This is a genomic window from Saccharospirillum sp. ABV4_185 (assembly GCF_056159245.1).
In genome coordinates this window covers 617,881-630,639 of record NZ_JBSWUW010000001.1, presented here as the reverse complement: position 1 = coordinate 630,639, position 12,759 = coordinate 617,881, and the positions used below count along the sequence as shown (strand labels likewise).

13 protein-coding genes are annotated in these 12,759 nt (G+C 56.7%); 6 read left to right on the top strand and 7 right to left on the bottom strand.

The features are described 5' to 3' along the window. Positions 1-111: 111 nt before the first annotated feature. Complete coding sequence (gene glpX / locus ACXAE6_RS02760) at positions 112-1,134, top strand: class II fructose-bisphosphatase (RefSeq protein WP_475144173.1); 1,023 nt, start codon at positions 112-114, stop codon at positions 1,132-1,134. 155 nt (positions 1,135-1,289) lie between these two features. Here the strand turns inward: glpX and ACXAE6_RS02755 are convergent, their stop codons facing one another. Then, positions 1,290-1,823, bottom strand: a complete 534-nt coding sequence (locus tag ACXAE6_RS02755) for a GNAT family N-acetyltransferase (protein WP_475144171.1) — start codon at positions 1,821-1,823, stop codon at positions 1,290-1,292. Between the two features lie 109 nt (positions 1,824-1,932). On the opposite strand from ACXAE6_RS02755, the gene rraA reads away from it, so the two are divergent. The 4 genes from rraA to ACXAE6_RS02735 all read left to right on the top strand — a co-directional run bounded on the left by rraA (position 1,933) and on the right by ACXAE6_RS02735 (position 3,606). Further along, positions 1,933-2,409, top strand: coding sequence for a ribonuclease E activity regulator RraA (gene rraA / locus ACXAE6_RS02750; protein WP_475144167.1), 477 nt, complete (start codon positions 1,933-1,935; stop codon positions 2,407-2,409). Next, positions 2,409-2,924 (top strand): GNAT family N-acetyltransferase, encoded by a 516-nt coding sequence (locus ACXAE6_RS02745; RefSeq protein WP_475144164.1) that lies wholly within the window; start codon positions 2,409-2,411, stop codon positions 2,922-2,924. Before rraA ends, ACXAE6_RS02745 begins: the two co-directional genes overlap by 1 nt. A 198-nt stretch (positions 2,925-3,122) precedes the next feature. Further along, entirely contained in the window at positions 3,123-3,356 is a 234-nt protein-coding gene (locus ACXAE6_RS02740; protein ID WP_475144160.1) for a hypothetical protein, read from the top strand. Further along, positions 3,343-3,606, top strand: a complete 264-nt coding sequence (locus ACXAE6_RS02735) for a type II toxin-antitoxin system RelE family toxin (RefSeq protein ID WP_475144156.1) — start codon at positions 3,343-3,345, stop codon at positions 3,604-3,606. The genes ACXAE6_RS02740 and ACXAE6_RS02735 overlap by 14 nt, the downstream gene beginning before the upstream one ends. A gap of 25 nt (positions 3,607-3,631) precedes the next feature. On the opposite strand, the gene ACXAE6_RS02730 is transcribed toward ACXAE6_RS02735, so the two are convergent. Together ACXAE6_RS02730 and ACXAE6_RS02725 are read right to left on the bottom strand one after the other, a co-directional pair. Then, on the bottom strand, positions 3,632-4,522 hold the full coding sequence (locus ACXAE6_RS02730) for a DMT family transporter (RefSeq protein WP_475144151.1): 891 nt from the start codon (positions 4,520-4,522) through the stop codon (positions 3,632-3,634). Between the two features lie 110 nt (positions 4,523-4,632). Next, positions 4,633-5,781, bottom strand: coding sequence for a hypothetical protein (locus ACXAE6_RS02725; RefSeq protein WP_475144148.1), 1,149 nt, complete (start codon positions 5,779-5,781; stop codon positions 4,633-4,635). A gap of 172 nt (positions 5,782-5,953) precedes the next feature. On the opposite strand from ACXAE6_RS02725, the gene ACXAE6_RS02720 reads away from it, so the two are divergent. Then, positions 5,954-6,421, top strand: coding sequence for a GNAT family N-acetyltransferase (locus ACXAE6_RS02720; RefSeq protein WP_475144144.1), 468 nt, complete (start codon positions 5,954-5,956; stop codon positions 6,419-6,421). A gap of 226 nt (positions 6,422-6,647) precedes the next feature. On the opposite strand, the gene ACXAE6_RS02715 is transcribed toward ACXAE6_RS02720, so the two are convergent. From ACXAE6_RS02715 to ACXAE6_RS02700, 4 genes are all read right to left on the bottom strand, one after another. After that, complete coding sequence (locus tag ACXAE6_RS02715) at positions 6,648-9,194, bottom strand: DUF6242 domain-containing protein (RefSeq protein ID WP_475144141.1); 2,547 nt, start codon at positions 9,192-9,194, stop codon at positions 6,648-6,650. A gap of 322 nt (positions 9,195-9,516) precedes the next feature. After that, complete coding sequence (locus ACXAE6_RS02710) at positions 9,517-10,359, bottom strand: carbohydrate ABC transporter permease (RefSeq protein ID WP_475144139.1); 843 nt, start codon at positions 10,357-10,359, stop codon at positions 9,517-9,519. Between the two features lie 9 nt (positions 10,360-10,368). After that, complete coding sequence (locus ACXAE6_RS02705; RefSeq protein ID WP_475144137.1) at positions 10,369-11,328, bottom strand: carbohydrate ABC transporter permease; 960 nt, start codon at positions 11,326-11,328, stop codon at positions 10,369-10,371. A gap of 101 nt (positions 11,329-11,429) precedes the next feature. Continuing rightward, positions 11,430-12,704 carry an ABC transporter substrate-binding protein gene (locus ACXAE6_RS02700; RefSeq protein ID WP_475144135.1) on the bottom strand — a complete coding sequence of 425 codons (1,275 nt, stop codon included), beginning with the start codon at positions 12,702-12,704 and terminating at the stop codon, positions 11,430-11,432. Positions 12,705-12,759: the final 55 nt, after the last annotated feature.

The following is a 12,759-nucleotide window of genomic DNA, read 5'->3' as shown; positions in this document are numbered from 1 at the left end:
GTCGGTCAGATTCCCCCCTTGAGAAGAGCCAGCATACTGGCCACGGAGCGCCCGACCGGTGCCTATCAGCTAACAATTCTCAGGTAACACCATGAAGCCGCAGGTAACACCATGAAGCAACAGCCCGATCGAAACCTGGGCATGGAGTTGGTGCGGGTGACTGAGGCGGCGGCTCTTTCCGCATCGCGCTTTATGGGCGCGGGCGATAAGGAGGCCGGCGACGGCGCTGCCGTGGACGCTATGCGTGCTGTACTGCAAACAGTCAGCATGGATGGCGTCGTAGTCATCGGCGAGGGCGAGAAAGACGAAGCGCCTATGCTCTATAACGGGGAAAGCGTCGGTACCGGCGCCGAACCCAAACTCGACATCGCTGTCGATCCGGTCGAAGGCACTCGCCTGCTGGCCACCGGTCGTCCCAATTCCATCGCTGTGGTTGCTGCCACCGAGCGCGGCGCCATGTGGGATCCGGGTCCTTCCTTCTATATGAACAAGATCGTCGTCGGCGAAGACGCCCGCGACGCCATCGACATCACCCAATCGGTTGCTCGTAACCTGTATTCCATCGCCGAAGCATTGCAGCGCAAGGTCAACGAAGTCACCGTTTTCGTGCTCGATCGGCCGCGCCACAAAAGCCTGATCGAAGAAATCCGAGCTGCCGGTGCGCGGGTGCAACTGCATACCGATGGTGATGTGATGGGCGCGCTGATGGCAGCCATTCCTGGCACCGGCGTCGATGTGCTGATGGGCATTGGAGGCACACCCGAAGGGGTGATTTCCGCCGCTGCCGTGAAAGCCCTGAACGGCGGCATGGAAGGCGTGCGGGCGCCGCAACTGGAAAGTGAAAGACGCAAGCTGGTGGAACTGGATATCGATCTGGACCAGGTGGTACGGCTCGATGATCTGATCGCTGCCGACGATGCTTTCTTTGCGGCCACCGGCATTACCGGCGGTCCGTTTTTGGATGGCGTGCATTACGATCGCGATGGCGGTATCACCACCCACTCGATTGTGATTCGCGCCGAGTCCGGTTCGCTGCGTTTTATCAAGGGTATTCACCGCTTGAAACGGTCGATCGAATTCGGTCGGCCGTCGAAGCAAAGCTTCCAGGCGATGGTGGATATCGCGGCGAAGTAGATTTTTGCTGATTAGAGGTGGTTGGGTTAGCGGCACCGGGGCAGCCAGCAGGGGACGGCATAAATACATCCCTGTAGCCTTGGGCCTCGGCATCCTTGCCTCGGACCACCCCTGCTAGCAACCCCGGCGCCGCTAACCGCGCCGCTACAGTGCGGTTACCAGCGATCATTCACCAAAGCGGTCAATACATGATCGCGCCACTGGCCGTTGATGAATAAATAATCTTTCGCCAGACCTTCGCGTTCGAAGCCGAGTTTTTCCAGCACCCGACCGCTGGCGACATTCCAGGGTTGGTAGTTGGCCATCAGCCGATGCAGGTTGAGGGTATCGAAGGCGTAACCGACCACGGCGACCAAGGCTTCGGTCATCAATCCCTGTCCCTGGTGCGCCTGGGCGGTGCGGTAGCCCAGATGGGCCGCCTGAAAAGCGCCGCGCACCACATTGGTCAGACCCAGATCCAGCACCAGCTCGCCGTCTTTAAAACCATAAAACCGGTAGCCGCGGCCTTGTTTCCACAGGCGTTTCTGCGCCTTGAGCCGGGCTCTTGTCAGTCCCACTCTGGCTGGCAAATCGCCGCCCCCTTGGGCAAAATGATCGGCGTTGCGTTGGTAGTAACGATGCAGTTCGCGACCGCGAATCCCCGCCGGGCCGGTCACTGTCAGGCGCGGCGTTTGCAGTTTGACAGTCATAAAAGCGTTCCTTGTACGAAGCTTATCAACGATCAGAATTCAGCCTTCGGTTGGCCATCCATGATGACCACTGAACCTCACTCCCCAGTCGAATAAGCGAGTCTACCCTATGTGGAATACGCCTGACCTCTGTGATGATCATCCCGATGCCGTTCAGGTACTCGAACCTTTGTTCCAGGATTTTGGCGGCAAGCCGGCGTTCTTTGGTCAGGTGGTGACGGTGCATTGTTACGAAGATAATTCCCGGGTCAAAGAACTGGCCGGCACCGACGGCGATGGCAAGGTGATGGTGGTCGATGGCGGCGCGTCCTTGCGCCGTGCTTTGATCGGCGATCAGATCGCGCTCGATGCGGTGAATCATGGCTGGCAGGGCGTGGTAATCAACGGTTGCGCGCGTGATATTCACGAACTGCGCCGTATGCCGATTGGCCTGCGGGCGCTGGCCAGCATTCCCGTACGTACCGAGAAAAAAGGCCTGGGTGATGTCGATGTGCCGGTCGAGTTTGCCGGCGTTACCATCGAGCCGGGTATGTGGTTGTACGCCGACGAAACCGGCATCCTGGTCAGCAAAGAGAAGCTGTTCTGATGGTGACTGAGTGGTCCTATGAACTGACTTCGCCCGAGGCCATCAACGCCAAACTCTGGCCCGCCGATGTGCCGTTGCGCTTTGAGGAAGTCGAAGTGAAACAGGGCGAATTCAACCGCTTTTTGTATCAGTGGATTGGCCAGCACTGGAACTGGTTTATGAAACTGGAGTGGTCGCTGGAGCAGTGGCGCCAACACACCGAGCGGCCGGAGCATCGTATCTGGCTATTAACGGTGCGTGGCACACCCGCCGGTTACGTGGAAATGGAGCGCCAGGATGGTAATCAGGTTGAGTTTATTTCCGTGGGTCTGGCCAAGCCATTTATCGGTCAGGGCCTGGGCGGGCCGATGTTATCCGAAGCTTTGAAGGTTGCCTTCGAGTGGACCGATGCCGAGGGCCGACGCCCCGAGCGGGTCTGGTTGCACACCTGTTCCGACGATCATCCCAGTGCGCGCAACAACTACGAAGCGCGTGGTTTTAAGCTGTTCAAGACCGAAGAATTTCCGGATCCCTAGGCAGCTTGCATGGTCATCGTCTGGTATCTGGCTTTGGATCGACCGGAGGATTTGCAGCCCAAGACCTGGCCGGCCAGGGCGGTGCCGTATTTTGCCGAGGCGGAACACAACAGGAATGGCTCGTCCAGCATAAGCCGTTTTTTTGCTTTGACGCTATGACATCATGATGTTAACTCATTGCATCGTCTGGAGAGCGCCATGAGCGAGATATCGAAGCGTTCCACGGTTTATTTTGACCCTCAGCTGCACGCTGCCTTGCGGTTGAAGGCCGCCCATACGCACCGTTCCTTGTCGGACCTCGTCAACGATGCCGTTCGTGCGGCTCTGGCTGAGGATCAGGAAGATTTGGCGGCATTCGAGGACCGAGTCGCCGAGCCAACCATGAGCTACGAGGCTTTGCTGAATGACCTGAAGGCACATGGCAAGCTATAAGCTGGTTGTCAGGAAGTCAGTCGCCAAAGACCTTCGGTCCATTCCCAACAAGGATGTCGCCCGCCTTCTGCAATGTATTGAGGGGTTGAGGGAGAACCCCCGGCCGATCAGCAGCGAAAAACTGTCAGGACAAGAACGTTACCGAATCCGGCAGGGTGTTTACCGGATCATCTATGAAGTGACGGACGAGCTGCTTGTGGTAACGGTTGTGAAAGTTGGCCACGGCCGGCCTGTCTATAAGCCCAACTAATTGGATAATCGGCAGCCTCAATTGCTCACGAGACCTGCCGCCTCGCCTTGCTTTGCTGAATCCACAGCCCCGCAACGATCAAACCCAGGCCGCCAAAGGTCAGCCATTGCAGTGGTTCGCCAAGCACAAAATGAATCAGAAACAGGCTGATAAAGGGCGACAGAAATATCAGTGTGCCGATGCGACTGGCGTTGTTGGTGTGATGCATTGCCAACTGCCAGAACACAAAGGTGATGCCCATCTCGAACACTCCGACATAAGCCAGACTGGCCGAGACCTGCCATTCATTCAGCGCCGGCAGGCCATCGCGCCACAGCATCCACAGCACCAGTATTGGCAAGGCGTAAACAAAGTTCTGGAACAAACCAATGATCGGCGGACGCTCATCACCGGTATTGACCAGCCAGTAACCGGCCCAGAGCAGTGTCGACGCCAACGCCAGAAACAGACCGAAATAATCGAGCGAGCCGCTGACGTTTTGCCCGGCAATGGAGATAAACACCACGCCGGAATAACCGAGCAGCATGCCGATTAAATCCCAGCGCGTCAGTTTGTGACCGAGAAAGGGCACCGACAACAAACCGAGCGTAATCGCCCAGGTGTAATTCACCGGCTGCGCTACCTGTGCCGGCAATCGGTCGTAGGCTTCGAACAGCACCGCGTAATACAAGACAGGATTGATTAAGCCCAGGCGAAAGGCGGCATAGCGGTCGGACCAGAGTCGTTGTAAAGCTGTTTGAAACTCGCCGCGCAGCGCCAGTGTCGCCATCAGTGCGACAACAGAAAACAGCGCCGCGCCAGCCATTAATTGACTGACGCTGACGTGCTGCAAGGCAACTTTAAAAGCGGTGGCGACGGTGGACCAGAGCAGGACAGCGATCAGGGCGTAACCCAGAGCGCGGCGTTCGGACGACATGCAATAACCTCGGCGGACGACTTTGCGACGAACAAGAGCGACAAATAATAACGCGGCGAGCCAGACTAAGCGGGAAGCTCGCTGGCTGCAACGTTGTCAGTGTGCGTCGATCAGAATTGCCATTCCACATACCAGCCGCCGGACAGGCTGTTGTAGTTGCTCAGGTCTTCACGCAGTTTCCAGGTGAACATCCAACCGACATTGGGGCCGGAGGCGGAGTTGGTCTTGATGTTGATATTGGTCTGGGCGTAATCCCTGGCTTCATACTCCCGGTCGTTATCGAGCCTCGTGCTAAAGGGCTGCGCATCGACGTAATAGAGGCTGGTTTCGACGGTGATGTCGCGGTTATCGAACAGCCGATAACCGATGCCGACACCGAATACGTCGTAGCGACTGTTGTCGTTGTGGACGTAGTGGTTGTTGTTGGCAATGCCGGCGCGTTCTTCGCCCCAGAAGGTCGATACGCCGATGCGGTTATCGACCCACAAACCCAGCCCCCAGCGGTTGGTGCTCAGCGCCAGATCGCCCGGGTCGGCCGAGTTATTGCCGTCCCAGGTGTAGAACAGGGTGAAGTCCAGGTTGTCGTAAGGACTGTCTTTTTCTTTGCGCTCAATGCGCAAATCGCCGTGGGTTCCGGGCGCGGGTTTGACCGGACCGAAATCGCTCTGATCGAGGCGGAAATAGAACTGGCCATTCATGGTCAGGCTGACGCGGTCGTCTTTGTAGGTGAATGACTGGTCGCCTTCGAAGCCATCGAAGCTCAGCCGATAGCCGTTCAGTCGTTGCGGATTATCAGCCTGCAACTGGCTGCGTAAATCACTGGCGGCCTGGGTTTCAATACGACGTTTGCAGGCAGCGGCTTCATCGGCGTTGCTGCATTCTGCGCTGTATTCACCGTCAATGGTTTCGATGCGTCCATCGAGTGGTTCGGGTTCAGCAGCACCGTCGTCCGATGCCACCGCGATGGCCGCCCAGCGAGCTTCGACACGGCAACCCGGTTGGGCATTCAGCGCATCGGCCGGCAGCCGTTCGTCGGTGCGCGAGCGCAATTCGATGCGTCTTGCCTGGGGCCGGTTTTCGGCCAGAAAGGCCGCTTCAAAATCGGCCAGTGCGTCGGCTTCCGCCTGGTTAAAGGCGATTTCACACGCCTCTGCAACGGTCGCTGCGCGCGCTGTGGCACTGGCATTAAAGTGGCCTTCTTCAGCCATCAACCATGGACTGATAACCAGGGCTGAAAGCGCAATCAACAGCGGGCGCATGTTCTATCCTCTTCGGGTTCGGATGCTCAAGGTGAGCACCATAATAACAGCGGATCGGTGAGTAACAGTGCTGGTGGTCATCTTTGGCGCGGCGATGGCAACCAATGGTCTGCTTTTCCAAGCCGTTAAGGCTGCTGTTAAAGTAGCCTCGCTCTGGTCCCAGGAACTCAAAATGTCTGATCTGATCGTGTCACTGCAGCAACTACCGGCCACTCCTGCCTTGCCGGAGGGTTATCAAATACAGTCCGCCCAGGCCTGGGATCGGGAGCTGATTGTCGATTGGGTGCGCCGTGAATTCGGCGCTGGCTGGGCCAGTGAAGTGGCCAATGGATTAGGCGGTCATCCCAGCCGGGTATTGATTGCGCGCCGTGGCACGCAACTGCTCGGCTTTGCCTGTTTCGATGTCACCTTTCCCGGCTTTTTTGGCCCGACTGGCGTCAGTGAAGCAGCGCGTGGTTTGGGTCTGGGCAAAGCCTTATTGGTAGAAGCGCTGCACCGTCTAAAGCAGCGCGGCTATGTGTACGGCTTTATCGGCGATGCCGGGCCGGTGGATTTCTACCGCAAAGCGGTGGGCGCGGTGCCAGTGCCGGAGGGATTGGCCGGCGGCTATAGCGAGCCGTTGCAGCCGCCTTCGGGCTGAGTAAGAAGGGTTGGCGCAAACCGGGCATAAACCTTGGCACCCGGCGTTACTCTGTTGTCCCGCTAGCCCGCGACGAACCTTTTATTGTGGTATGGGTCAGCCCGGAACGCAGCGGCGCTAGCCATCTTGCCAGAGGCAAGGTGGAAAACCATGCGGTGGGCACTGATTGAAAAAAAGAAAAGGCACCCTGGGGTGCCTTTTGTGCGTTGGGTGCGTTTGTTTCCTACTACTGACCCGCCAGAGCCGACGTTTGCAACGGCGATTTAAAGCCTAAGCGCCAGTCTGTGCCATTGGTTGAGCGCCAGACTTCGTTGCTGAGGCCAGTAGTCACTGACCGACCGCCGATCAGCAAAAGCGCCTTCTGTTCGGGCTGATCAGGATTGTCACCAAAGACCACCAGGTTCTGGCTGTAACGTCCCGTAAATGGCGCAGGGTGTTCCTTGCTGATCTCCTTCCACTTGGTGCCATTAGCGGAGGTCCAGATGTCGCCGAAGATAGAAGTAGCGTTGGCGCCACCAATCAACCAAAGCTGCTGTTGGGTTTGGTTGGGTGGTGTATAGGCGACCAATTGATGGCTACTGCGGCCACTGAAGCAGGGGTCGCAGTCGGCGAGGTCCCATTTTTTGCCATCCGTGGATGTCCAGACATCGTTAAGGTATTCGGTTGTCTCTGAGTCAGGGAGAGGCAACCCCTCTCCACCCACCAGCCACAAGGCCGCCGGCGTTGAGTCAGTAGGGTCGGCATCGAACACCACGACCTGGTGATCCCTGCGCGGTCCGAAGTCGGCGCTGGCGGTTTCCTCGACCCAGTTTTCACCATCTTCCGACGACCAGACGTCGTTTTTATCGCTACCCGAGGTGCCGCCGATCAGCCAGAGCTTTTCACCCTCAGTGTCGTTGGGGTCGTCGTCGTAGACCACCACCTGATGGCCTTGCCGAATGCCAAAACACGTGTCTTTATCATCCCCACACTTAAGTGTGTGCTGGGTCCAAAGCACACCATCCGGTGAGGACCAGACATCGTCTTCGCCGGCATCCTTACCACCAATCAGCCACAGTTGTGGGCCTTTTTCGTCGTTCTCGGCGTCGAATACCACCAGCTGATGTTGGGATCGCGGCGCAAACAGGGGGCCACCTTCTATGCTGTTGCGCGCTTGCATCTGTTGCCAATGAAGACCGTCGGCGGAGGACCAGACATCGTTTTCCACGGTAGCGCCGTTGCTGCTATTCACCCCGGCTACCATCCAAAGCCGTTCGCCCTGGCCGGCATCAAAACTGACGGTTTGTGCATTAAATCGTGCACTGAATCCGCCTAAGGGGGTCTGTTGGGTCCAGTGGTCGCCATCGAGGGTCGACCAAGCATCCGTTTTTGCAGCACCATTGGCACTACCATCTATTGGATAACCGCCCAATGCCCAGAGTTCATCATTGCCATCGTGGTCGGCGTCGACGACAACCAACTCGCGGCGGCCGGGAAACGGCGGGTCGGTCGGTTCGGTGTGCGGTGTCCATTCCTTGCCGTCGGGGGAGGACCAGACATCGTTGCCGGAAATATCACCTCCAACCAACCAAAGCTGTGCTTTTGAGTCATCGCCCTGCGCATCGAACACCGCTACCCTGAAAGTGTCATAGGTGGGAAACGGCGTTGCCTCGAGAACCTGAGTCCACTTCGAGCCGTTGTTGGACGACCAGACATCATCGCTGCCAATCAACCACAACTGCTCGCCCTCGCCCTTACCCTCGTCGAACACCACGAGCTGATGGTTGTCCCTCGCTGAAAACAGCTCGGCGCCTGCCTCGGTATTAGTCAATGTAACCGGATTCCACTGCTTACCATCAGTCGAGGTCCAGACATCGCCTTGGGCGCTGCCATCATTACCGCCCAGCAACCACAGCTCGGGTTCGCCGTTACCATCGGCATCAAAGACCGTGACTTGGTGGTTCATGCGCGCGGAAAAATCGGCGTTGGGTTGGCGCAAACTCCAGTGAATGCCATCTTTCGACGACCAGATGTCGTTTTTATATGAATAGACAGGTTCTAAAAGTCCGGAAGGTCCGGAAGGTTCGTAAGATTCAAAAAAACCTCCCCCAATCAGCCACAGTTGTTCCGGTTCATCGCCAGCAGGGTCGAAAACCACCAGTTGATGGCCTTCGCGGTTACGGAACAGATGTTCTTGACCGGGATGGTCGCGGTCGACCGAGGTTTCTTTTCGCCAGTTAACGCCATCCGCCGAGGACCAGAGGTCCTCATTCGGTTCGCTAGATTCATTGTATCCGATCAACCAAAAACGCCCCTGAAAATAGGCGGCCCGCATTCTGCTATGGACTGGAAGCCACTGCGTACTCAGGAAAGTCGTGGCTTCCTGTTTGCCCTGGCGCAAGCGGGCGTAAGCGTAATTGTTTAATTCGAAGCCAAGATCTTTTTCAAGCAGCGTGAAGGCGTTGTCGGCATCAATGGCAAAGGGCTGTTCGGTCAGGCGGTATTGGTGAGCGCAGCTTTCGCCATCGGCGACCGCATCGCAATCCGGGTCTCGACCGATATAGAACGTCAAACCTTCCGAGCCATCGAAGTCGCCGCTTATGGTGAACTGGCTGTCTTCAGTGCCTATCCAGCCACTGAGTTCAAGGTTGCCGTCAAAGGTATCGATTGGCGTTGTGCGCGAACCAGACGAGCCGGAATCGCAGGCGGCCAGGCCAAGGCTGAGCAGCAGGGCTAAGCCAGGTGCCGCCCGCGGGGCCTGTCTCAAGGGTTGCCATAATAAGGTGTTATTCATATCACTGTTCTCCATAACAGGGTGATACAGCCGAGCCGAGTGGGTTTTTCGGGATTCAGCGCGCTCGACATTCGCCAATATATTGACACTTATTTTATAAAAATAAGTCGATTAATTGGCGGGAAACTGAGTGGTGGGTCACAAAAGCGAAGCCAGAGTTTTGGGTTGTGCGGTCGGTGTTGTGAAGCGGGTGCTGTGGGGGGTATGAGAGGTTCTTCGCTCTAGTCCGTGAAACCCATAAAAAAGCCCTCACAAGGAGGGCAAGAACGAAGACGGCGTTGCGCTGTGCGATGACCACCAGAACAACGCCATGCAGGATGGCTTACTCTTTGACTCCGCCCTGAGTCAGGCCGGCAATAAACTGCTTCGATGCCAGCATAAAGGCGATGATGGTCGGCCCCATCATGATCAGAATTCCGGCGAACATCATGTGCCATTGAATGGCGAACTGTTGGTTAAAACGTTGCAGACCGAGCGTTAACGGATAGTTGGCTTCGCTTTGCAAAAAGATCAGCGGCAGGAAGTATTCGTTCCAGGCTTGCACGAAAGTCAGCAGCGCGATGGTGGCGATGGCCGGGCGCACCAGCGGAAAAATAATGCGCCGGTAGATGGTGAAGGGCAGTGCGCCATCCATCTTCGCGGCCTCTTCCAATTCGGTGGAAATATTCTTCATAAAGCTGACCAGAATAAACACCGCCACCGGCATCATGCTGGCGCTTTGTACCAGAATGACCCCGAGCAAAGTATCGAGTAAACCCAGCCCGCGCACGATGTCGAATAGCGGCGCCAACGCCAGCCGAATCGGAATAATCACCCCAACCAGAAACAGCATAAAAATAAAGGTGCTGCCGCGAAACGGCATGCGCGCCAATACAAAGGCCGTGGTGCTGGCGCAGAAGGTCACCAGTATCACCGAGCTGATGGAGATGATTGCCGAGTTCAAAAAATACTGGGCGAAATTGGCATTGACCCAGGCTTTGGCAAAGTTGCTCCAGGTGACCGGATCGGGCAGGCCGAAGGGTTCGCGAAATACCTGGCCGACGTTGGGTTTTAGTGAATTCAAAACCGCAGCGCCGAACGGCACCAGCACCACGACCACCCAGGCCAGCATGATTAACTGAACCACTAACTGTTCGCGCTTATTGAGTTTGAAAATCTTATCCATGCGTCATCCTCAACTGCTGCGCAGATTCTTCAGCGCCAGGAAGATGGCGGCCGGTAAAATTAACAACGCCGTCATCAGGCCGATGGCTGCTGCCATGCCGAAGTTGGTGTCGGTGGTATCGGCATTGCCACCGAAGGCGGTGCGGAACAGGAAGGTGCCCATGATGTCGGTTGAGCGCAGCGGGCCGGCTTCGGGTCCCATGATCAGCAGTACGTAGTCGGCGTTGTTAAACACATCGACCATAACGATAACGGTGATCAGCACAAAGGCCGGACCGAGCACTGGCAGCACCACATTGCGGATCGATTGCCAGCGGTTGGCGCCGTCGAGCATCGAGGCTTCGAGCAGGTCGGAACGTACCGCCAGAATGCCGGACAAAATCAACATGATGGCAAAACCCATACGATGCCAGGTGTAGAACATCGCCATGGTAATGAGGGCAGTATCCTGATCACCTAAAAACGGAATAGCGCTGTCGACCAGGCCGGTTTGCACCAGAAAAGCGTTGAGCGGACCGCGTGGATGGACGAACAAATCAAGCAGATAGGCTACGGCTGCACCGGCCATCGGGTAGGGCAAAAAGAACAAAACCTGATAGGTTTTCCGGCCCCAGGTTTTGAAGCTCAACAGCAACGCCAGGGCAGTGCCGATGATCAGAAACGAGCCGATAATAACGATGAAAAAAATCACGTTTTGCACCAGCGCATTGAGCATCTGGTCGCGGTAATAATCTTGCGTCAGCACCTTGGCAAAATTATCAAAGCCGACAAATTCTTTCGGGCCAATGCCCGGCCATTTCACCAGACTGAGTGAGAACAGCGCCATCAGCGGAATAAAATTAAAAATGCCGTAGAGCAGCACGCCAGGTGTTAATAAGAGGGTGCGCTGAATTTTTTCCAGGGCGGTATAGCTGAGCCAGGAGCGGGATTGGAAATCCGTTGTTGGGTCAGAGTCAGAGTATCGCGTCATGATTGAAAGTCACACGGGCAGAGGGTCGGGGAAGAGCAGGGGGCGGGTCGATAATCGACCCGCCTCGATGACCGGCAAGCCCGGTCAGGTTAGCGCAACGATCACAGTGCGCAGTGGTCAGCACCGATGTAACCGGCGTTGTTCAGACCGCTCTGGATATGCTCGGCCAGTTCGCGGGCAGTGATTTCACCCGCCAGCAGTTGCTGCATGCCTTCGGAAACCAGCGGACGATAACCCGGATCAACGCTGATCAGCGCATCGTGGAAGAATGGCTGAGCCGCCAAAGAGTTGCTGGAAATCATTTCCGCAGCCGCCTGAACGCGCTCGTTGTTCACATCCACCGGATGGTTGGAGGCAGGAACCGCTTCGACCATATCGGCGAACAGCTGGGCGAACATCGGCGTGGTGTAGAACTCCATCACCTTCTTGACGGCGTCGATGTCGTCCGAATTCGGGTTGTAGGCCAGGTGCGCATCGGTGAAGCCGTACACCTTGTTGGCGTTACCTGGTATGGCCATAAAGCCCAGTTCCAGACTCGGGTCGATCTGGTACATCGGTGATGCCGGTGTGGCTGACCAGATGCCGTCGATCATCATTGCCGACGTGCCCAGCGCAACGCCGGTACGCATGGCGCCGTAGTCGTCGGCCAGCGGGTTGGGGTTCAGGTAGCCTGCGTCCTGCCAGGATTTGAAGCGTTCCATGGCATCGACATAGACATCATCGGTAAAGCAGGCTTCGCCGGCGACCACTTGCTGTGCCCAGTCATCGCTGGTCATACCGGCGAGAATGGTTTCGTGCAATACCTGGTTCAGGTACCAGCCATCGCGACCGTCAACGTGCATTGGCACGATGCCCTGATCTTTCAGCTCAGCAAAGGCGGCTTCCAGTTCGTCCAGGGTGGTCGGCGCGCCATCGAAAACGGCTTTGTTATAGAGGATGGATTCCATCTGCATCACGAAAGGTACGCCATAGACTTCGCCATCACTGCCGGTGGCGCCGGCCAGAGCGGCTTCGCCGAAGGCGCTCATATCGAGACCCAGCTCGGACACCGGAGCGGCAACGCCGGCATCAATCCAGGGCTGCATCCAGGCCGAACCGGCTTTGGCGTGATAGAGGTCTGGGCGATTGGTCTGCATGTCGATACGCAGTTTGGATTCGATGTCCTCGGTATAAACGTTCAGGTTCACCTGTACGCCGGGAATCAGATTTTTTTCATTGATGTAGTCGAACAGGGCTTCGTCCTGAACACGCCAGGTATAGAGTTCCACCACTGTGTCTTCAGCGAATGCCAGCTGGCTGCTCGCCAGGGTGGCCGCAGCGGTGGCCAGTGCCAGGGAGTGCTTGACCAGCGGCAAAGGTTTTTTAAAGAGTTTCATACGAACCTCGTTTGTTGTTATGTCAAAATGGGCCATGCGGAATGGTAAGCCCAAT